The sequence below is a fragment of the Pseudarthrobacter phenanthrenivorans genome, assembly GCF_036455295.1.
Taxonomy (GTDB): domain Bacteria; phylum Actinomycetota; class Actinomycetes; order Actinomycetales; family Micrococcaceae; genus Arthrobacter; species Arthrobacter phenanthrenivorans_C.
Genome location: NZ_JAYXNX010000004.1, coordinates 84,997 through 106,165, shown reverse-complemented (window position 1 = coordinate 106,165; position 21,169 = coordinate 84,997). Strand labels below are relative to the sequence as shown.

Here is a 21,169-nt window from a genome sequence, read left to right as displayed (position 1 = left end):
CATAGAACCAGTCGCCGAGCTGGGGAGCCGTGCCACCCTCAACTTTGAGCGCTCTCTAGCGGCAGGAAGAATGGGGGGACAATGATCATCCACACAAGTCTCGCCGCAAGTCAGCGCCGCCGGGAGCGTGCCGCCCCGGAGGACTGGGAAGAGACATTCCGGCATATGGTCCTCTTCGACCTGGCAGCAGACATGGAGCTGGGCTTCTTCCTCTCCTACTACCGAAACTTCGCCATTCCAAGCATCGCGGCCACTCTTCACGCCAACGGCGAGATACAACAGCGGCCAATGAAGCGTTCCTACGACACAGCGATCGTCATCTACGAGCTCATCGCGTCCGGCCTCGATAGCGACCGAGGGCGCGAAATGATCGCTCTTCTCAACCGCGCGCACCGCAACGTCCCCGGCAGCAAGGAAGACTTCCTCTACGTCCTCCTCACCCTGCTGGTAGTGCCCATCAGATGGACCCAGCACCATGGCTGGCGACAGCCAACGTCAGCTGAACTCGCTGCGGCTTCGAGCTTTTTCACCGAGCTTGGCGCTCGGATGAACATTGCTGGAATTCCCGCTACCTACGCTGAAGCCGAGCAGTTCTTCGACCGCTACGAGGCAACCCACGTCGCTCCATCAGCTGAAGGCCAACAGTTAATGGACGCAACACTGCAGGTCTTCCAGAGCCGGTTGCCGCGCCCGCTGCGGCCCTTCGCCAGCCACATCATCAGCGTGATGCTTGACGACGAGCGCCTTGTCGAAGCACTCGGACTCCCCCGCCCGAGCCCGGTCTCATCAGGCCTTATGACGCGTGGGCTGGCCATCCGCAATGCCATCCGCCGGCGCCGGCCTCTCGGACAGAACCCTCATTTCACTCCGGGCAAAGCCGGCTCATCGTTGTACCCAGGCGGATACTCCCTGGATCAGATCGGTCCCGACAACGTTCCGCAGCCGAAAACCGCCAGCCATGAATTATCGTGACGCGCGAAAGATAGCCCGTAAGGCGGAGAAATCCTTCGGCTTGCCGGGCGACGCCACCCTGCAGTTCATCCAGAACAAACTGGAAGCGCAACGCGGCACGAAGATACAAATTGATGAGCTGCCCGGCTTGGCTGGAACGGAGCTCTGCGGCATCTGGCTGGTCTGCACGGACCTGGACATCGTCCTCCACGCGCCAGTGAAGTCCGCCTGGCACCGGCAGCAAATAATCCTGCACGAATTCAGCCACATGATCCTCTGCCATGACCTACAGAGAACACATGAGGAACTCGCGGCCGCCCTCCTCCCCGATATCGACGTGGATGTCGTGCGCGCCCTTGGTCGCAGCAGCTACACCGATGACGCGGAGCTAACAGCTGAGGCCCTCGCCGACCAGCTTGCGACGCGGATAATCAACAGCGAAACCGAGCCTACGACCGAACCCCTAGCGTTTCGGCGCGTATTCGGCTGATGGAAGCGGTACCGGCCGCCGCACTTTGGGTGTTGACCATCCTCAGGCTGCCTGCCGCATTGGATCCCGAGCGCGGAAGCGTGTTCCGTGCAACCATCTTGGCCGCGATCGCTTGTACGCTCTATGTTCCTGCCGTCTACTACTGGGGCGATCCCCTCCTCGGCGGCCACAACCGCATTGGCCTGGTCACCCTCCTGTCTCTCCTCCTTGGGTTCTGGCAGTTCCGAACAGCAATGTTGCTCGCGGCAGTACCGGACGCAGGAATACGACGGCGGCAACTCGCCTTGGGTGGTTGGGTTACCTTAGCTGCGTGCATCGCGGTAACGGCAGGGTTTCTCGGGAGCCGTGTGGATACGACGGATCCCAACTTGCCGCTGAGATATGGCGATCAGCCGGGCATGGCGGTCTTCCTTTGGACGGGATCTGCATTCATTATGTGGGTGTGTCTCGACATAGCCAGGGTCTGCCGCAGCCACATTCCCCGCATGGGCGCGAAAGTCTTCCGCTCGGCGTTCATTCTTATCGCCGGCGGCTGTGTTTTGTTTGCCCTGGTCCTCCTCGACCGTCTGCTGTATGGGGTTGTAACCGGAACCGAAGGCGCCGATAGCCCCGCTGCCATTGCCCTGACCAACCTGTATTGGATAGGCGAAACCTTTGCTGTCCTGCTTGTCAGCTTCGGCCTACTCATCCCCCGGATGGCTGGCCGCCTCAGGCACGGCATCCTCGGGCTGCGTGCGCGGGTGATGCTCGTCAAGATCGGCCCCATCTGGAACAACGTTGCTTATGGCCGGCATGAGCTGGTGCTGCAGAACCGGCGCGCCACTCCGCTGCTCTTCTTTTGCCGCCACGCCCAAACGCAGCTTCATCGGCGACTAGTGGAGATCCGCGATTGCGAGATGGCCAACCCCGTCGCAGGACAGCGACTCAGCGCACGGGACCATTTCATTGTCGAAAGCGCCGAACGAGAGCTTGAAAGCCGCAGCAGAACCCAGATGGCACCATAAGGCGTGCATCACCACCAGCCATCCAACGCTTAGAGCCGCGTAACCTCATCACCGGCTACAACTGTCCGCCTACGAAACCTATCAACGTGCCACCCCGCTGTCTCAAGCCCTCAACCGCAGCAGTACCTTCCCTCACACCTCTGGCATCCAAGGCCGTCAGCGTGAGCCGCGACCCACGGCCAGTCATGTTGCCGTTGGCGTCGGCCTTGATGAACGGACGTGAATACAAAAACTTGTGCTGACTGCAATTGCTCGTTCGATCCCTCACGGACGAGTCAAAGATTCTGTTCCACTCGTTGCGCCAATCGGCACCGGGACCGCAAACGCCGGCTCGCCAGTCGTTCAGCAGTGGCTCCGGCACCGAAAACGACTGCCCCTCACCTCAAAGCCCAACTCCAAGCAATCAAAAGTCAACTGGACGCCACGACAACCTCGTGTCAACGCCAGCGAGACATACTCACCTCCAAGCTCCGCGCCCAGGCCTCCGAAATCGACAGACTCGAGGCCGAGAAGTCCGAACAACTCCGGGGCAACAACATTTTGCAGTCTGAAGTTGCCCGCCTGAAACGAGCACAAAGGACCAATGTCCAGGATCTGGCACATATCGCGGCGTGGCTTGTCTCAGTTGCCCAGGCAAAGGGAGTCGCGCTTGACGCTAAGACATTGGAGATCATGCGCCGGCGTGGATGGGATCCTGCGAACCGGCAGGCAGGAGTCCCCCGGACGTGACGATGTCCATCGCGCGGCTCTCGGCACAGTCGGGCCTCCGCTACCTTTTCAAAACGACAATGATGAATGATCTTGCCGTTTCTCCCGCAGATGCAACCACTTACTACCTGAACGCCGGCACACCCGAAGGACGATGGATCGGTGCCGGGCTCAGAGGCATCGATCGCACGGCCGGGGTGCCGGTCACTGAAACCGACGCCAAGGCAGTGTTCGACTCAGCCGTGCATCCTGAGACATTGCATCCGCTCGGCCGTCCTCACAACCAGCCCTCCGTCGTCGACAACAAGACCGGTCCCCCGACCCTACGTCACGCCGTCGTCGGCTTCGACCTAACCTTCAGCGTGCCAAAATCCGTGTCGGTTCTTTGGGCCCTCAGCCCTCGCCTCGCTCAGGAACAGATCCTGCAAACCCATCGTGAATCGGTAGCAGCGACACTGTCATGGCTCGAAGAGAACGTCATTCACACCCGGGCCGGACGGAACGGCGTGGCCCATGTCGGCACCATGGGAGCCATCGCAGCTGCCTTCGACCACTGGGAATCTCGCACGGGTGACCCGCAGCTGCACACGCACTTGGTCATCGCCAACCGGGTCCAGCGCGTCACTGACGGAGCGTGGGTAACCCTCGACTCCCGCACGCTGTATAAGGCCGCCGTCGCTGCAAGCGAACATTACAACGGACTCCTGTTCGATGCCTTGGACCGGAAGCTCGGAAGCGCCACCGAAATCCGGTCCCCGTCCGCCAATACCCGTAACCCCAGCCAGCAGCTGACCGGGATAGATGACGAACTAATCCGAGAGTTTTCCAATCGTTCCCGTCTCATCAATCTGGAAACAGACCGCCTCGTAGCGGAATGGACCACCGGGCACGGCCATCCGCCGACCGCAGCAACAATAATCAAGCTTCGTCAGCAAGCCACCCTCGCCACGCGAGCCCCAAAGGCAGACCTCCCTACTCCTTTGCGCGAGCTCTCAAGGCAATGGCGGGCGCGGTCCATAGCCAGAGGATTCCAACCGGCTGACGTTATCGCCGCCGCCGTTCAACGCTCCAAGGGTTCACCGTTCCGCTTTACGGACTTCACCGCTGATTGGATCTGCTCCGTCGCCACGGTTGCTCGTGAACGCGTCGCCGCCAGGCGCTCTACCTGGAACCGCTGGAACCTACTCGCTGAGGCTGAGCGGGTCTGCGCCCAGATCCGCTGCCGGACGGCTGCGGACCGGAGTGCACTGATCAGCGCCCTTGCCGACGCGGCGGAACAACAGTCAGTACCGCTGAACGAATACCGCTACAGCCTCCCTCCGTCCGCAGCCGCGGACCTCCGGCTCCGGGAACGCAGCGTCTTCGACTTTCACGGATCCCGGCTGTATACCGACACGTCAACGCTCGCGTGGGAGGACACGATCAGGGGGGCAAGAAACGACGGCGGCGGCCCGGTGGTGCGTGCCGACGTCGTCATGGATTCCCTTGAGCATGTCAGACAGGCAGGCAGGCCGGAGCTTCACTCCGATCAGCGCGCCGCAGTGGCCGACGTCATTCTCAGCGGGCACCGGCTGGATGCCCTGGTTGGGCCGGCCGGCACGGGCAAGACCACGACACTGAGCGCGGTCAAGGCCGCGTGGGAGGCAGAGCACGGCGCCGGAAGCGTCGTCGGGCTTGCTCCGGCAGCTGCGAGCGCGGATGTGCTGGGGCGCGAACTCGCTATGGCTACCGAGAATGTCACAAAGTGGCTGCACGAGTCGGCGGGGCAAGGAGCCTGTTTCAGGGCCGAGCGCTTCTTCGATATACAGGCCCAGCTGAAAATGTCTCACGTCGGCGAGCGCCGGAGCATAGCGTTCGCCCAGGAAGCTGCCCGTCTCGCTGCCACTCAGGAGCGGTGGTGTTTCCGGGCAAACCAGCTGATCATCATTGATGAGGCTTCGATGGTTTCCACTTCCCAGCTTGCCGCCCTGGTGCACCAAGCGCGGGAGGCCGATGCAAAGATTCTTTTGGTGGGCGACCCGGGCCAGCTGGACGCGATCGATGCCGGCGGTGTCCTTGGCTGGCTCGATCGGGAAGGAAAGGCAATGCGGCTTACCACCGTCTGGAGATTCCATGAAGAGTGGGAGCGTGCATCATCGCTGAAGCTCCGGAGGGGTGAGTACTCAGCCATTGCCGACTATGCCCGACATGGGCGGATCCGGCACGGTAGCTACGTGGATATGGCTGACAAGGCGTACCTCGCGTGGCAGATAGATACTCGAGCAGGAAAGTCATCCATCCTCATCGCCGCCGACAATAAAACGGTCGGCTTGCTCAATGAACGGGCGCAGGCGGATCGTGTTGCCCAAGGTGAAGTGGATCCCGAGCACACACTGCTTCTCAGCGATGGCCTACGAGCGGGTTCCGGTGACACGGTCATCGCCCGCGGAAATAACCGAAAGCTAATCGACAGCGACGGTAATTTCGTGAGTAATGGAACGCTGTTCGACGTCCAACAGATTTATCTTCGCGACGGCTCGCTGCTGGCTCGGCGGCGGGACACCGGCGCGACTGTCATACTCCCCCGAGCGTACCTGGAGTCATCTGTCGAGCTGGGCTATGCGACAACGGCACATCGCTCCCAGGGCGTTACGGTGGACACCGGCCACACGGTGGTCACTCAGGGCCGGCTCACCCGCGAGCTGCTGTACGTGAGCATGACCCGTGGCCGCGCCGGCAACTTTGCCTACGTCAGCGAAGGTGACGACGACGGCCACCCGGCTGTCGATCCATCACTACAGCTCTCATGGCAGGGCATTCTTGGCGAGGTGCTCGCGGCTGAAGGTGCCGAACGGACCGCACACGAGGTACGCGACGCCGAACTCAGAAAGGCTGACAGCCTCGAGCGGCTCTACGGAGAGTATGACTATCTCGCGCAGATCGCCGCAGGGCTGGACCTAAAACAGTGGATGGATGAGAATGCGCCCGGAGCGTCGCAGGAATTCGAACAATCTCCGTCGTGGGGCGCAGCCGTCGCGGCATGGCGGAAGGCCACAGCCATCGGCCGCTCGAGTGCGGAACGCATACTGGCCCAGGTCGGCTACGACACCACCCGTGCCAACGACCGGTGTGCTGTTCTCAGCACACGCCTGCGCCGCTTCGTGAAGGGGATGCCGTCAACGGCTGTTGGACCCATGACCGAGAAACTTACGCCCAGCCGCCCTGACTTGGCGGAGATGATCGAGCAAGTCAAGGCACGCATAACAAAGAGGATCGAGTCCGTGAACCTGTCAGCTCTGACAGGGGACCCTGAATGGAAACGTGCTCTGCTCGAAGCCGTCGGAGAGAGCAGCAGCCGCGAAACCTGGCAGCTGGTCCGTGACGTTGCCGTATTTCGCGACAGGTGGGCGCTGCCGGACTCTCCCCTGCCCCTGGGCCTGCCTCCGGCCGACTATGAGTGGGAACAAATTGCTCAGCGTGAACTACTCAATCAGGCCATCGACAACGCCCACTCCCGTGTAAAACCTCCTCACCCCGGACCCAGTTTAAGGGAATTGCTCTCTCCACAGCACGTCGTCCTTACCAGCGCAGGCTGGCAGCTCTAAGCTGATAAAGGGACAAGACGATGGTCGAAAATCCGGTGATGAAACCCAGAGTTGCGACAGTCGCCCTGGTATCGACCAGTGCCGGCGTCTTGATACTCCTCGTTCTCTTTCTGGCACTTTTCCCGGCCGTCAGCCTCCCGCTTTCGGTGACTGTGATTGTCTGCGGCATTTGGCTGGCAGCTGCGCTTCTCCTGGGCCTGCTCTGGTGGAAGCGCATCTCTGAATCCCGCCAGTGGCAGGCACATGCCGAAGAGCGCTGGAGAGTCTTTAACAGTCTCAAACTGGCGAGCGGCACCACGACAGAGGTGACTCTGCTGAATGTTGATGCGACTCAACCGACCGGGTCTTGGGTGACCATCCTGTGGAACCGCTTCGACCATGTGCAGCGCGCCTGGATAGAAGCGCTGCCGGAGCCCGTCTGGCCAGGATCCATCCTGCTCATCACCCCCGACCCGGCACAAGTCAGGCCAGGGGCCCCGTGGCCGGATGCTTACTTCATTAGCGCCGCCGACTGCTTGGCTTGGGCACCCGCGGAGGGACGACCAGCCCAGCTGCAGCAATGACACCACGGAGACTTTCGGTGAACGCATTCGAACATATGTTCTAAAATGGCTTCATGATCAAGTCCGGCTCCCCTGAAGATGTCGAGCGAATGATGATTCGCATGGACGCCGAAGCCAGCCGGCCCATAGACGACCCTGCACCTCTCCGGGATTTCCCGAAGTATGGCCGTCCGCTTGTGTATGTAGGCGGGATCTACGGCAAGGCCGTTGGATGGACGCACCAGTACGGCCTCATCGAATGGCTGGATTCTTCCGGCAAGTACCACATGGGGTGGGCGCATTCCTCGAGCATCAGGCGGGTAAAGCCTGAAGAGTGGAAGGGCAGCAGTGCGCTGTAGTGAAGCTTCCGCGCACGGCGATGGCCTGGTCCCCAGAGGACCAGGCCATCGCAATTTGTAGACCTGTACCAGGCAATAGAGCTGCTTCCTGAGCCCGCTGGTCCCCGGTCAGAGGCTAATCTCAGCCCGGGCTGGTCCGCCTAAAGGGGGCACGGCCACCGGCCCTTTTGTCGAGATGCTGTAGGCGGGCTGGGCAGCCTCCGGTGCCGCTTGCACACCCGCATCTACCGCAGCTTCCGGGCCTGCTGCGGCCCGGGGAGAGCGCTGGTATGCTGCAGTGCCGAAGCGAAGGTCAGGACCAATGGTTTCAGCAACAATCCGACGGGCTTCCCGCCGCTCTCCGTCCTTTTCGAATGCGCGGAATTCGAGTTCACCCGATACCGTGACGGGATCCCCCTTCTTGAGCGAATTCGAGGCATTCTCTGCGAGCGCCCGAAAGGCGGAAACGTTGTGGAAGACTGGATCTCCATCGTGCCAGGCGCCATCTGCTCCTTGAATCCGCTGGTTCACGGCCACGCGTAGTTTGGTATGCGCGACCCCGGACTCACCGTAAGTGAGCTCAGGGTCCGCGACAAGGTTGCCGGCGATGTTGACCGGGATCTTAGTACTCATAGCTTCTGCCCTTTCTCTTGCAGACGGGGCTCTCCCGTCCAACACTTCTGTCGCCCCTACGGGCCGGAAATCTCCAATCCTCGAGAAGGCCCGGCCAGATTCTGCGGGCCAGCGCATGAGTCCTGACCTTGCAGCCGAGGCGAGGCTTCACCGGGCGGAACCTTCCCGCCCAAACCCGGAGGATTCGTAGCTTCGAGGATGTCCTTGCTTGCCGCCGTGACACGGCCTAGTACTGACTTCGCAATGTCGACCCGCGAGGCGGGTTGCCTCGGAGAATTGCGAGCCGCGACTGAATGCTCTGCTTCAATCACCGCGTCAGCCCAACCGGACAAGTAGCTGGCGGATTGGGGACCCCGGTCAATGCCATGAGCCTTGAGGATCGTGTACGCCACAGACTCGGCTTCGACTTCGGCAAGCCCGCGATGCTCCACGCTGCTCCCGTACAGCTTTCCCACCTTGTCGTCGGGTCCATGCAGCAGGACATGGCCGAGCTCATGAGCCAGCACGGCGACGCGCTCCTCCGCAGTCAGCCAGCCCCCTACTTGAACCTGGTGTTGTGCAAAATCGGTAAAACCGCTCGTCAGGCCGAACTGCGCATCGGTGACTTGGATCGAGAAGCCGTGAGTGCGTGCAACCCGGGCCAATGAATCCCATAGCTGCGGAGCGTCGAGGGCCGAGGCTTCACTCGGTCTGGGCACCAGCAGCGGCTCCCCCTGGGTCTGCGAGACGTCGAAGACTGCCTGGCCGCGCCAACCGGTGATGAGGGTCTTCTTCCCCTCGTCGATAGCACCGTTGGGTGGTTTGTCGCCCACAGGAATGCGCTGGCGCGTACCGTCGGGCAGGAGCATCTGCTGCACACGGGCGGTCCGGGGTGCAATGACCCACAGGGCATGCTCGCCCCGAAGAACGGTGCGGCCCTGTCGTTCCCATTCCTTGTACCCCGCGACCAGCGTCGGCTCATTTGTCCCCCTCTGCGCCATCTGCATCATGAGCAGTGCAACGTTGCCGCCGGAGTACCGCCACAAATTGGCCGATGCATCAAGCAAGACCTGCCAATGTGAAGGTGACTCGACGGCCTCTTCCAAGATGGAGTGCAACCCTTCCATCAACGAGACAATGCGTTTCTCAGCGGCCATGCGGCGAGCGCTTTGACCGGCTTCCGGGGAGCCTTGGACAGACAAGTTGGTAAGGGGAACTTCAGGTGTAGCGGCCACGACAGCCACCCTTCATGCTTCTTCGGACCGCAGCATTGCTGCGCAGACACCCGTTCATGGCCAAGCACTACAAGAGCGACATGACTCAAAAGTCAGCAATCAGCTGGTGAGCAGCCTTGCGCCACTCAACAAAGGCGGGATCATCATCAGCCAGGATTCGAGGTGCAGGCTCCTTGTGCGCCTGCAGCCCAACGCATCCCGCCGTCCGGGTGTGCATCCTCAGACGTTCGATGGCGTGCGGGAGCCGTTCATGAAAGGCAAGCGGGCCGAAGCCCGGGTCATCTTGAGTGTAGGAGGCGAGCTCCGCGCGGTGGAGCGCGTACAGCTCAGCCACGATTTCAGGGTGGCGCCACCAGCAATCGGGAACGACCGACGTCGTCAGTTGGTAAGTGGCCACAAGCCATCTCACCCACGAGGTGAGGACACCCCAGACTTCCTGCGACTGTTCAGGCGTCATCTCCCGCCAACGGCGGGTGACGCTTTTGGAGGCGGAAGGCCCACTAAATGCAGACCGGAAGAGCTGAGCGGTGATTTCATCGTCCCCAAAGGAGCTGGCCGACTGGACGTCGAACTCGTCCGTCTCGTCATGGCTGCGCATCCGGCACCCCTTCCGCCTTCTGCTGGCGTTCCCTGTGTCCGTCGGCCAATACGCGCTCCATCTCGGCTTTCAGCCGGCGCAGCTCCCCTGCGTCCTTGCGCTTGTGCCACTCAAGAAGGTCCAGAAGGATCGGTCGAGTACGCCGGCCCAGCATGAGCGCCGTTCCCGCGGGCAGCCGCCGTATTTCATCCAGAGCGATTACGGGGCTTTCGCGTATCTGCTCGCCGTCCTGCCTGCCCTGGGATGACCAGGACCTGGTGGTGAGGGTAAGACTGCGTTCACCCAGCAACCCTGCAAGGGAGCGCAGATCCTGCTCGTCGGATCCGCCCCCGAAAATTACTTTGATGATCGCCGAGTCCCAGATGGTCGACGCCTCATCAATGGACCAACCTGAACGGGCCTGCGACAACGACTGCAAAACGACGAGCGTTGAGATTCCGATGCCGCCGCCGTCGGACAGTGCCACAGGCAGCCCGGGCCAAGGGGCGAGATTAGCGATCTCGTCCAGGATCAGGGAAAGGGGCGGCTCCAACCGCCCGCCCGGAGAGACGAAGGCCATCTCCCGCGCTGCATTGTCTATGTCATCGATCAGTGCTGACAAGTAGGGCCCCGCGGCAGCCGCGCCGGCGCGGGTTCCGATGAGATAAAGCGTTCCCCGATCCCGGATGAACGTTTTCGGGTCGAACTCCTCGGACTCATCCTGCGGATTGAGCGCGGCCAAGACTTTCGGCGAGGACAAAGGTGCTACCGCCGCCGAAACCCCAATCCATGAGTTCGAGGTGTTCCTTGGGTCATCCTCCAGTATGCCCATCAGATCTGCCTGCCATCCCAGCGCAGCCCCCGGCCGGCCTAGAATCTCGAGAGCTTCCCTCGCCAATACGGAGCTGGATGACCAACGGCGGAATGCCGTCACTCCTTCCCCAGATAAAGCTGCAGCATGAAGCAGACATTGCAGAACGATCAGCGAGCGCTTCTGCCAGGCAGCGTTCTCGCCTTTCATCTCAGTATCCGCAGTTATGACCAGGGCTCGCCGGGTGGCGATGTCCGGGTCCTCGCAGCCACGGACTGGCGACCAGCGAAGTGATGACGGGATCCCCGACATACCCTGTGGGTCAAAGACCGTCACGGGTCGCCCACCGGTGGCCCGCGCCTTCATCGTCACCACCAGGTTGTCCGCACGCGTGGATGTCGTGACAACTGCCCCGGGCGCGTCAAGAATCGCATTGATGACGACGTACAAGCCCTTACCGGAACGCGGAGCACCCTGGATCACCATCGACTCCTCTGTGGAGACATGAACGGTGACGCCGCGGGAGCGGCCCAGCGTCCACGACACGTCCTGCACAGAAGGGTTTTCAAGGCCTGGCCTGGTGAACTTTCCTCTTCTCCGCACAGCCCTTGCCCCGAAGTCGTGGAGGATCTCGGCACGGCGGGCAACGCCGTCGCGGTTCAGAATGTCCTGCCGCAGCCATCCGCCGGACTGCTTCCACCGTTGCCATATGACGACGGCACCTACGGCGAGCGAACCCACGAGAAGCAGCGCGGGGGCCAGGACCCACCAGACAGCGTCGGTGCTTACTGAACAGCCTGAGCGTGGCGCCACTATCCAGTCCATCCGGTTGGCGAGAAGTCCGACGGCGGCTGCCGGGTTGAAGGGCGACGGCGGTGTAGTGCCACATCGCCAGGACAAGACCACGTGCCCGGCAGCTTGGATGACAGCACAGAGGCACACGTACGCCGCCGCCCCGATGAGCCCAGCGGTGACCAGCGGGTTATCGCTTGCGGCCCGAGGGCCGCCTGGCCGCTTCACAGCATCCTGTCATCTGTGCCGAACACGGCAAGCTCGTCAGTGGTCACGCGGTTAGCCACGATGAACGAGCGGTTCCCTACTTTCCAGAGCCCGACACCTTTCGGAAGGTTCTCAACGTGTTCACATTCCGCTTCGGTGAGGCCGAGCGCTTCCTTTGTCAGCCGCATGGCGTCGTGCTTTTGGCGGTAGATGATCCTGGTGTCCGCCTCAGTCAGCAGACCCAATGCCTTCTGCCGGTGTCCGCTGGTGCTGTCTCCGATCTCGTTGAGGTCGGCCACCTTGTGCATGATCAGCAGGTTCGCGATCCCGTACGTTCTGGCGAGCCGCCACTGTTCGCTCATCTTCGCCAGCATGTAAGGGTCGGCTAGCATTCGCCACCCCTCGTCGTACACGACAAGCCGCTTTCCGCCGTCGGGGTTCGTGATGGCCGCCTCCAGCCAGGTGGCACCGCAGGCGGCGGCCAGTGACAGCGCCTGCTCTGATGCCCCGATCAGGGCGGAGGTGTCCATCACCATCATGGGAGCATCAGCGTCGAAAGCGACTGTGGAAGGTGCATCGAACATCCCTTCGAGGTCACCGGACACGGTGCGCCTCAAGGAATGGCTGACTGCCGTTCCGCCCTCTGTGCCGACAAGCGCGATCATTTCCTTCGAGGGTTTCAACAGGTGGTCCAGCACCATGGGCAATGTGGGATTCGAGTTCTCAGACATGGTCTCCATGAGCGCGATGTCCAATGCCGTGTGTTCCACGGGGCGAAGGGGCGTGCCTTGGCGCATGAGGGAAACCAAGGCGACAAGGAGATACCTCCGACGCTGCCTCACCACTGCTTGCCACTGTGCTTCGGCGAGGGCCCTGGGGCGCGGGCCGGCGTCGAGAGGGTTGACTCTTGCGGGTCGGCCCGGGCCAACGCTGATGACCTTTCCACCTACGGCTTTGGCGACGGCGACCCACTCGCCTTTGGGATCCGAGGCAACAGCTGCCTTCCGCCCCAAAGTGATGGAGCGTGCTACCAGGGATTTGCCGCACATCGATTTGCCGGTGCCCACGGTGCCGATCACAACAATGGATGGGCCGCTGATGATGCCCTTGTCGTAGAGGATCCAGGGGTCGTACGAGAAGGCGCCGGAGCCAAAGACGTCGGTGCCGATGTAGGTTCCTTCGTGCCCAAGACCTGACTCAGTAAGGAATGGGTACGCGGCGGCGAAGGTCATCGTTGAGGCGCGGTGCGGGGCAGGACGCAACCGGTGAGGTCCCCGCAGGGAGTTCGGCTCCTTGCTGCCCCAGTCCCCGCCGAGACTGAAGGCCTCAAAATCGAACCGTCCCTTGGTGAGTGCTGAGTCCGTCCCCGTGGCCACGGACGATGGCGTGCGCCGTCGTGCTTTCCCTTCCCTCCCCTTTTTCCCGGAAGGAAGATACTCAAAGCTCTTCATGGCCGGCTTCACCGCAATCCTCTCCCTAGGGGCAGTCCACCGGCGACAAACGCCGCCCATTGCTGCCCGTACAGAAGCCGCAGTTCTACGAACGCCCCCGCAGCAGCAGATTCCAGTTCCTGACGGTGCCGCGCCAGGTCTTCCAACGAGGTTGCCGTGACGGTCAGGTAGGCCGCCGGGCGAACGTCACCGTGGCCGGCAACTATCTCTTCCTCCCTTTGGGCCACTTCTTCTTCCTCGGCCTTTTGCTCACGGGTGAGCGGCCTGTCGAAGCGCGCATTGATGCGGCGACGGGTTTCGTGGGCCTCCTGCGCGGAGCGAATGTCCCGCAGTGCTTCAGCCGTCGGCACCGCTCGGACAACTTCAGTGAAGGTATGGCGGAACTCGCCGACATAAATTAACGGATGCAGGAAGCCCGGGAAGACTTTCTGTCTCGGCCATTCGGCGACCCAAAAGGTTTGGTGGAACCCGCTGTCGGTACGCAAATAGGTCCAATGTTCCTCGACGCCCATCGGCCCCTGCAGGTGACGGTGAACCGCCTCGGCAGTGGCTGAACCCTCCAGCAGAGGGACAGTGGCGAAGGACGATTTAATTGGAGGTAAAGAAGCAGGATCGAATGCTGCTCGTATGGTTCCCAGCAGCTCCGACTCGTCGATCCATTCCTCGACCTTCACACTGTGGGTGCCTAACGACGTGCGCAGGGCTTCGACTTCCAGCCGGAGGACGTGTTCAATACCGCTGAGCCCTCCACCGGACTCCTTGATCCGCCGTCGTGCCTTGCTTGTGTCCAGCACGACCGCGACGAGGAGTTCGTGGCTCATGGTTGCCCCGGCTGCACCCAAGAGATCCTCATAGGCGCGCCGTCCCCAGCTCAGCGTCTCGTCGCCGTTCGCAGCCTGCAGCGCATTGTCGCGGTAGAAGTCCCACAATGCAGAGGACGGATAAGGCACCGTGTAATCCTGGATTGCAATCCGGGCTACGCTTTGCCGCTGGGCCATCCCGGCTTGAACACGCGACCACGCTTGAACGGCCCACGCCTTGTCGTCAGAATCCAACAACGCAAAGGACGTGGTGCTGCAGCGCAGGACTGCGATCGCTTCCCTGCCATGGCGGTCAACAATGAAGCATTCGCCGTTGGCCGTCGTCCGGACTTCCAGGTTGCCCAGCCCGCCGGGAAGGGCAAGCCGGCCGGCAAGCTGCGGAGCCTGAGGCTTGGCGAGAAACCGTGTCTGATTTGCTGCTGCCCGGCAAAAGAATACAGCGATCTGTTTTGCCCAGACCGGATAGGGGATGCGGGAGTACTGCAGGATTCCGAGCAGTACAAGCCCGAGCCACATAGGCCCGGAGGTAAACAATCCGGCGGGGCCGTGACTCGCAGAAGCCACGACGGCGACCGCAACTCCCCCGCTCACGATCAGCAATTGATACCACTTGAGCCCTAGGAAGAAGCCGCGGCGTTCATATCTGGGGAACTTGACGGCTTCGAGGGCACGCGCGTCTTCAGACATCAGGGGTTCCGCCCTTCGGAGGATCAATTCTTGGTGGCTGGGGTTTCGGAGGTTGCATTCTTGCTTGGCCGGCAGCGCCTCCGTTGCGCTGCGCTCGCGGTGCGCGCTCCCCCGAAGGGGTCCGTCCTACAGGCGTTGGCGGGGCCGCGTCTTGGCTTTGGGGTATTACAGTCACGAACCCCTGGTCCGCAGGTTGCGGGATTTCTTGGGATGTGGTGGGGGACGCTCCGTTTAGGGCTCGCGACTCTGCGCCGGATCCCGACGGGAACGCCGTGGTGGGCACAGTGGGAGCGGAAACTTGGGTCGGGAAGATGCTGGGGCGTGAGCTGACGGGCCTTGTCATCGCGGAGCGACTCACCAGGCTAGCGAGGGTGAGGCGGCCACCCGCCTGCCGACTGATCTGGCGGGCTGCCACACTGCTGCTGCGCGACAGGATGTGGCCACCTCCGGCTGTCTGGGCTGCTGCGGCGAGTTCGCCGCCGGCGAAGCTAACCAAACGCATGGCCACTAGCGGCGCACCACAAGCCAAGGCCATGCCGACAGTTCCGGCCGCCAATCCGGCGAAGGACTTCGAATCGGCGAAGAGCTTCACGGCGACCGCAAGGACCGTTCCGGCAAGAGGCTTGGCCATGACCAATGCGATGACGCCCTCGCACCATCGACGTGCCCATGACTTCGTCTTATCCCAAGGCAGCAGCATGAGCGCCACGGGTGCCACGGCGGCCAGGACAACAAGGGCGAACGAGCGGAAAATCATCGAACACATCAGAATGAATGCAAGTATCCATACGACAACGACGGCCATCATGGTCACGATGACCGCGCCCGCCGGCCCTCCGGTGTTTCCGGGAGCAAGTGAGACTAGGTTCCATTCCCGACCGCTTCCTGCTGGCGCCCGCTCGAAGCCGAAGAGCCTCATGAACACCAGATAGGGATCCGAACCGATGGATTGCAGCAGAGCAGCAGAGGCTAGGTCAGTCGCCCGCGTAAGCTGCCGGACGAGATATACGGCTGCACCAACCAGGGGAATAGCAACGGCCCCTCCAATCATGGCCCTTCCGATGCGTCTCGGTTGCTGGCTTATAAGCCCTGACAGGATCTGAAGGATCATCACGACGACAAGTGGTGTCAGCATCACGACCACCCACCAACTGGTCAGCCCCTGAATAGACAACCACTGGGATTCATCCACGTTCGACACGGTGAACGCGCCGGTGATGAAGGCCCAAAGCCAGGACGCCATATTCTGGAGGATGTTTGCAAACAGTGCCGTGACTGCACCGAGGGCGTCGTCGTTCGCTTGTGACACGAGGCCGCAGCCTGGTGGCCACCATCCATTGAGATCGCACTCAACGGGCATGACCTAGAACCCGAGAGGAAAAGCGGTCTGCGACCAGAGGATGTAGCCGTTGATACCGCCGAGAATGGCAGCCACTGGTCCTGTCCACAGAAGGATCACTCCCCCACTTGAGGCAAGACGCGAGGACTGGCTCAGCTTGCCGGCCAGCAGCAAGGCGGCGCCAATGATCGCCACGATGGCGATGATGATGAAGGCACCGACAAGGATGCCGCCGCCAATTTGTTTCAGTGATTCAAGGAAAGGGAAACTCGCGTTCGGGGTAATCCCCGGGTCCACCGCTGCAATGTACATGGGTGCTCCGTCCGTCGTATTCCATGGAGTGAGCAGATGAGCTCAGTGGTTCATGGTTGAGTCGGGTCCGAGCGACATGACTGACGTTTTCAAGACGAGGTCCGCAGTCCTCGGAGTCTTCCCATAGTCCCCGGCCAAGGCTCCGAAAGTATCTGTCGTCACCACTCATTGCACCTCGTTGACAGCATTCTGCTGCTACGACGATGCAGGCGGCTGAGGAGACTGCTGGAAGCAGCAAGGCTGCCCGGCAGGTTCGAACCTCGTTTGGTCAGGCATAACCGATATGCGGTTAATTCAACATCGGAGACTGCTTGCAGGAGAACCTACATCGCCGCGTCGGAGTCGAACTACCTCGCCGCCGGACTGAAGGCATCAAACCGGCCGGCATTTAGATCCTAGTTCCCGATTAGGGAAAATGTGGCCTGCGAGCGCACATACCGGGCAGGCCGGTCATCTTTCAGAGACAGTCCACGGGATGGGGCCGACGACCGGCAGAGACAGAGCCGCCCGTTGGCATAGGCTTTATCGGGTGACCTGCGCAAAGTGTTGGATTATCTTCCTGTACGGCCTTTCCGCCGTTCTGCCCTTGGTCGGCTTCGGCCTCTCTTTTGGCAAACATCGCAGACGTATCCGCATTGAAAAGAATCGCGCAGCCCACATTGCTTGGCTCGACGAGCGGCGAGATGGGCTCAGACAAGCCGCTAACAATGAGGAGGAACGCAACAAAGCCGAGGAGTGGTACGCCGGAGAAAATGCCAAGAAGGACCCGAGCGGAAAGCCTTACAACATAAGGGGCGGTGTCCTCTTTGCTGACGACTCCATTCCGCGCCTAAACGAAGACTACAAACAACTTCAAGCAGACATGACGTTCGTAGGCGCAGCCGTGATCTGCGGTGCAGCCGCGAGCATCTGGTCAATGCTGCTGCCTCCAGGGGCTTGAACAGGTTCAGGGCCGTTTCCTGATCGACGTGCCTACAAGCCGACAGCCCGAAGTAGGTCCCGCCCCGTCGATAAATCAGAATTTCTTTCAGCGAACACCCTGCATGCACGACCAAAACGCAAACCTTCGTGGACACCCGTAGCATTCTCCTGTGGCTAGTGGGGACACGCCCCTCCACCTGAGATTTGAGGACACGGATATGTCTGCACCAACTGCCTCTGACAACCCGCAAGGCGAGGCACGTTTCTTGTGGAGGACGCTCGCGCTTTGGGCCCTAACGTTCGCCCTGGTGAGCCTCACGGCACTTGCGATTGTGGCAACCATAACCAAAGCGGACGCCCTATCTGTCGTCGCGCTTGCACTCGCTGTATTGGCATTCGTGGTTCAGATTATTGTCTTCATAGTCCAAGGCAACGCAGCCTCGCAGCAAGCAGCCGATACTGCAGCTTTGAATGCCCAAACTCTAAGGGCACTCGCGACAATCGAAGAGAAATCCGAGGGAACTCGCGAAACCGTCGTCAAAATGAACGACCGCCTGTTGGATTTTGCTTTCACAAAGGCACGATTGGAAGCAGAATCAGCGGAGTCCGCGAATGGGAACGACTCGATCACAGGGCAGGTGCTCGAGAGGGCCAAAGAGATTCTCCACGGGAGTCAAAGTGCGGCCAGTGGAAGTGGAAGCATAGCGGTAATCCAGTCCGCCCACCGAGCCCCAACAAAAGGCACAGACGGAGGTTCTAAACCTCGCAGCGTAGAGCCGTCTTTTTTGGACGGACCGCTCACGGTTGCCGAGATCGCAGAGGTTGAAGAACTCATAAAAACACTAGACGCCAGTGGTAATAGGCTTCCCATTCTGTCGCTTCACCGACTCGGACAGGACCTCCGGCAGGCGGAGAAAGCCGGCCGCCCCGAGCAGGCGGGCATGAGTTCAATTAACGTGCCCAATCTGCTTCACGAGCATGGACTCCTTCGTCGCGTCAAACCTGACTGGACTGAGAAGCCTGTGTTCGTTCTCACAGAGAAGGGGAAGCTCGTGGCTAAGGCACTCTTGATATCACCGCCACCCTTGAGTGACCTCGTAGTCAACGCCCGGAGATACATTGAAGATTTCAATGCGTCCATTGCCAAAGACCGCGCCGCCGCGCAACGCCGAGTAGAAGACATCCCTATAGAAAGCTGACTGTGCCCCAAACAACCTCGGGGGCCCATGATTTCTGTCAAGCACGGTAGAGAGTCCAACTCCTGTCTCTCACAGCTTGCTGTCCGGCGCGGAAGCCTCATAGAACCTTAAGGTGGGTTCATCCAGGTAACGGCCCTTTCCCACTGGGTCCGGGTCAAAATCTGTGAGTACGCGGATATACCGCTATTCTCATACTTGAATTGTTCTAGGGGGAAACGCCGTTGCCTTACATCATCGCTGGCGGAATCTTGATAGTCGCGATAGCACTCTTGATTTCGTTCTGGTACATCGTCTTGCCGATTGGGCTCGTTGCTTTAGCTGCTGTGCTGCTGCCCCGACTGATTCGGCGTATTCGCAAGAAGCGTTACTTCGGAAGCGAAGAGTTTCTGGCTCGTAAGGCGGAGATCGCCTCGGTCGTCCGTGAGCACAATGAAATCGCAGACTACACCTCGGAAATTCGGGGACGCGGCGCGTTTCAGCTTGGCACATCGGCCACAGGCGTTCACTCCCACTTGGCGTCGTTCGAAAATACAAGCAGCCACAACTACCGCCGGGATCGCAACCTCGCGACCTATCAGGCCCCGAACGTACATAATTGCTCACTGCAAATGGTACGCAATGCAAGCTCTGATCCCATCAAGTACCTGATGAGATACTTCAACATCAAAGCAGACGAAGCAAAGCTTATTGATGTGGAGAATCTGGGCGACGAAATTGCTCGACTCGAAGATGCAGTCGAGAACTTAAAACAGCGCGAGGCGAGCATCACTGCTTCCTTCGCCCCTCCCCCCTTCATCTTGAAGTACTACGAAGACGAGTTTATGGAGCATGTCGGAGTGGAGCTGTCGCCGATCAACGTTCCGTATCCTGAATATGTCTTCGAATATGTAAGCGCTGGTGGCAACAGCGCCCAGCGAACGACGGTCACACTGAATACAAAGACGATCGATGCCCTCATTGAGACACTTTCCGAAAAAATCCGGTTCGCCAAAAGTGCTGCTGGACAGCGAGCGCTAATGACTGCCAAGCTCCGTCACTTCATCAAGTCAAGGGACTTCCACACTTGCCAACAGTGCAGCGTGTCGCTCGCCGCGGAACCCCACCTACTTCTCGAAGTGGACCACGTTGTTCCGGCCTCTAAGGGCGGCTTGTCAACGCCAGAGAACCTCCAGACCCTCTGCTGGCGATGCAACCGGACTAAATCGAACAAGATCTTGCCCGTGTAGGGCTTGAAGCGTACTCAAAGTTGGGCCCGGGCCAATTTGGAATCGCAATACATGGACCGCCCCACGGCTCGGCCCTCCAAATCGCTGGTGCGCGCGCTTGCTGCGGGCGCACAGGCCCCGGTTTGAAGCACATCGCACAACTGCTTATGCATCTGTAAGACGTTAGAGAGGGCGCTTATGACTTCGTCGAAGAACGACCCGAATATCAGCGGCTGGAAGGCAATCCTTCGGCCGATAGAGTTAGGGGTGCCCTTTCCCTAAGCCACCGGAATGCCCGCGTGTATGTCGAAACCTCAACCTAAGACCAGAGATTACTCCGGCTAATCCTCCACTTCCTGGCGGGTACGCTCGAACACCAACCTAGACCTGTTGGGCCGGACCAAGGTGCCCCTCACCGGTCGCTAAAGCTCCCTTCGCATCAGCTAACCAGACCTGGCCCAGATCACTTTTTCCCCAAGGTCTTCCAGCCGGCGCTTCAGCTCGAAGCCAAATGTGATCAGGGCCCAGACGTCGTGGGCCCCAATAATGGAGCCGTCAAAATCACCCCGCGGGAGAAGTATTTGCTGAAGGGCAGATGTTATTTCCTGAGGCTCGCTTTTAGTCGAAATGCGTTCCTCAAGTCTTGTTGCTAGGTCTGCGAGGTATGGATTCTGTCCCGGATTTTCAAAGACATTCATGAATCCCGCAAGAATAATGCTGTGAGCCGATCGCTCAGCGTAGGGAGCAAGAACGGACGCCCATTCCCGCCGGATGGTCCAGTAGCCGTGCTTTCTGGAATCGAATAGATGCGACTGCCCAGCAACCTTAACTGAAGCCCATACGTTTATCTGCCGCAGCTGGGGCTCCTCCGCGAAGACGTAGTTGACTACTCCTCAGAAATCGACAAGGTAGACGACCTGGTCATAGGGCTCCAGCCTGTATGGCAGCCTATCCTTCGCCGTGGTATTGCCTAGCGTGCTGCTCAGTTGCTCGATCGCTATAGGCCTCAGCCCCATAGCGAAATCTGAATCAGTCGAGCCCTCCACCCTGATGTCCAACTTGGTGATGGTGGCGGCGGTTCTTCCCGGGTTTTCAATGACAATCTTCGCCAGTTCCACCCCGGTTGGATCATAATTCATGGGGTTCAGACCCCAGGTGCCTTTGTCGTTGGCTATGAGGGCGCGTGCCCGGTTCAGGAGGGCCGTGTTCATCTCGACTACGACCTGACCTGCGGCCTTCCGGAATAAAACGACGGTAACCAAAATATTGACGCCGGTAAGTAGCAACGCGGCCATTGCATGACGAATGACAGAGTAGGGTCCACAGTTTAACTACTCTTTCCTCGGTGACAGGTTGCGTTCCGTCCCGCCGTCCGTCGTCCCC

At 60.5% G+C, this 21,169-nt stretch carries 19 protein-coding genes; 9 read left to right on the top strand and 10 right to left on the bottom strand.

Annotation, left to right across the window (positions count from 1 at the left end):
• The first annotated feature begins 81 nt into the window (after positions 1-81).
• The 6 genes from VXJ37_RS06585 to VXJ37_RS06560 all read left to right on the top strand — a co-directional run bounded on the left by VXJ37_RS06585 (position 82) and on the right by VXJ37_RS06560 (position 7,638).
• Entirely contained in the window at positions 82-972 is an 891-nt protein-coding gene (locus VXJ37_RS06585; RefSeq protein ID WP_331322251.1) for an oxygenase MpaB family protein, read from the top strand.
• Positions 959-1,441 (top strand): hypothetical protein, encoded by a 483-nt coding sequence (locus VXJ37_RS06580; protein ID WP_331322250.1) that lies wholly within the window; start codon positions 959-961, stop codon positions 1,439-1,441. Before VXJ37_RS06585 ends, VXJ37_RS06580 begins: the two co-directional genes overlap by 14 nt.
• Complete coding sequence (locus VXJ37_RS06575; protein WP_331322249.1) at positions 1,441-2,445, top strand: hypothetical protein; 1,005 nt, start codon at positions 1,441-1,443, stop codon at positions 2,443-2,445. The genes VXJ37_RS06580 and VXJ37_RS06575 overlap by 1 nt, the downstream gene beginning before the upstream one ends.
• A 731-nt stretch (positions 2,446-3,176) precedes the next feature.
• Entirely contained in the window at positions 3,177-6,737 is a 3,561-nt protein-coding gene (gene mobF / locus VXJ37_RS06570; RefSeq protein WP_331322485.1) for a MobF family relaxase, read from the top strand.
• A gap of 20 nt (positions 6,738-6,757) precedes the next feature.
• A complete protein-coding gene (locus VXJ37_RS06565) occupies positions 6,758-7,300 on the top strand; it encodes a hypothetical protein (RefSeq protein WP_331322248.1) in 543 nt (180 codons plus the stop codon).
• A 53-nt stretch (positions 7,301-7,353) separates the two neighbouring features.
• Positions 7,354-7,638: a hypothetical protein gene (locus VXJ37_RS06560; RefSeq protein WP_331322247.1), complete on the top strand. Its 285-nt coding sequence runs from the start codon at positions 7,354-7,356 to the stop codon at positions 7,636-7,638.
• 108 nt (positions 7,639-7,746) lie between these two features.
• Here the strand turns inward: VXJ37_RS06560 and VXJ37_RS06555 are convergent, their stop codons facing one another.
• From VXJ37_RS06555 to VXJ37_RS06520, 8 genes are all read right to left on the bottom strand, one after another.
• Positions 7,747-8,250, bottom strand: a complete 504-nt coding sequence (locus tag VXJ37_RS06555; protein WP_331322246.1) for a single-stranded DNA-binding protein — start codon at positions 8,248-8,250, stop codon at positions 7,747-7,749.
• Between the two features lie 56 nt (positions 8,251-8,306).
• Entirely contained in the window at positions 8,307-9,386 is a 1,080-nt protein-coding gene (locus VXJ37_RS06550) for an ArdC-like ssDNA-binding domain-containing protein (RefSeq protein WP_331322245.1), read from the bottom strand.
• A 163-nt stretch (positions 9,387-9,549) separates the two neighbouring features.
• Positions 9,550-10,062, bottom strand: a complete 513-nt coding sequence (locus tag VXJ37_RS06545; RefSeq protein ID WP_331322244.1) for a hypothetical protein — start codon at positions 10,060-10,062, stop codon at positions 9,550-9,552.
• Complete coding sequence (locus VXJ37_RS06540) at positions 10,049-11,593, bottom strand: type IV secretory system conjugative DNA transfer family protein (RefSeq protein WP_331322243.1); 1,545 nt, start codon at positions 11,591-11,593, stop codon at positions 10,049-10,051. The genes VXJ37_RS06545 and VXJ37_RS06540 overlap by 14 nt, the downstream gene beginning before the upstream one ends.
• A 275-nt stretch (positions 11,594-11,868) precedes the next feature.
• Positions 11,869-13,227, bottom strand: coding sequence for an ATP-binding protein (locus VXJ37_RS06535; protein ID WP_331322242.1), 1,359 nt, complete (start codon positions 13,225-13,227; stop codon positions 11,869-11,871).
• Between the two features lie 83 nt (positions 13,228-13,310).
• Entirely contained in the window at positions 13,311-14,810 is a 1,500-nt protein-coding gene (locus VXJ37_RS06530) for an SCO6880 family protein (RefSeq protein ID WP_331322241.1), read from the bottom strand.
• On the bottom strand, positions 14,803-16,119 hold the full coding sequence (locus tag VXJ37_RS06525) for a type IV secretion system protein (RefSeq protein ID WP_331322240.1): 1,317 nt from the start codon (positions 16,117-16,119) through the stop codon (positions 14,803-14,805). Before VXJ37_RS06525 ends, VXJ37_RS06530 begins: the two co-directional genes overlap by 8 nt.
• 54 nt (positions 16,120-16,173) lie before the next feature.
• Positions 16,174-16,461: a hypothetical protein gene (locus tag VXJ37_RS06520; RefSeq protein WP_331322239.1), complete on the bottom strand. Its 288-nt coding sequence runs from the start codon at positions 16,459-16,461 to the stop codon at positions 16,174-16,176.
• A 529-nt stretch (positions 16,462-16,990) separates the two neighbouring features.
• Here VXJ37_RS06520 and VXJ37_RS06515 point away from each other — a divergent pair.
• The 3 genes from VXJ37_RS06515 (at position 16,991) to VXJ37_RS06505 (ending at position 19,807) form a co-directional block, all read left to right on the top strand.
• Positions 16,991-17,401, top strand: coding sequence for a hypothetical protein (locus tag VXJ37_RS06515; RefSeq protein ID WP_331322238.1), 411 nt, complete (start codon positions 16,991-16,993; stop codon positions 17,399-17,401).
• A gap of 289 nt (positions 17,402-17,690) precedes the next feature.
• Positions 17,691-18,581 (top strand): hypothetical protein, encoded by an 891-nt coding sequence (locus VXJ37_RS06510; protein ID WP_331322237.1) that lies wholly within the window; start codon positions 17,691-17,693, stop codon positions 18,579-18,581.
• A gap of 221 nt (positions 18,582-18,802) precedes the next feature.
• On the top strand, positions 18,803-19,807 hold the full coding sequence (locus VXJ37_RS06505) for an HNH endonuclease (RefSeq protein ID WP_331322236.1): 1,005 nt from the start codon (positions 18,803-18,805) through the stop codon (positions 19,805-19,807).
• Positions 19,808-20,229: 422 nt separating this feature from the next.
• Here the strand turns inward: VXJ37_RS06505 and VXJ37_RS06500 are convergent, their stop codons facing one another.
• Both VXJ37_RS06500 and VXJ37_RS06495 read right to left on the bottom strand, forming a co-directional pair.
• Positions 20,230-20,484, bottom strand: coding sequence for a hypothetical protein (locus tag VXJ37_RS06500; protein WP_331322235.1), 255 nt, complete (start codon positions 20,482-20,484; stop codon positions 20,230-20,232).
• 195 nt (positions 20,485-20,679) lie between these two features.
• The gene (locus VXJ37_RS06495) at positions 20,680-21,081 is read right to left on the bottom strand and encodes a hypothetical protein (protein WP_331322234.1); all 402 of its coding nucleotides are present in this window, start codon (positions 21,079-21,081) and stop codon (positions 20,680-20,682) included.
• Between the last annotated feature and the right edge of the window lie 88 nt (positions 21,082-21,169).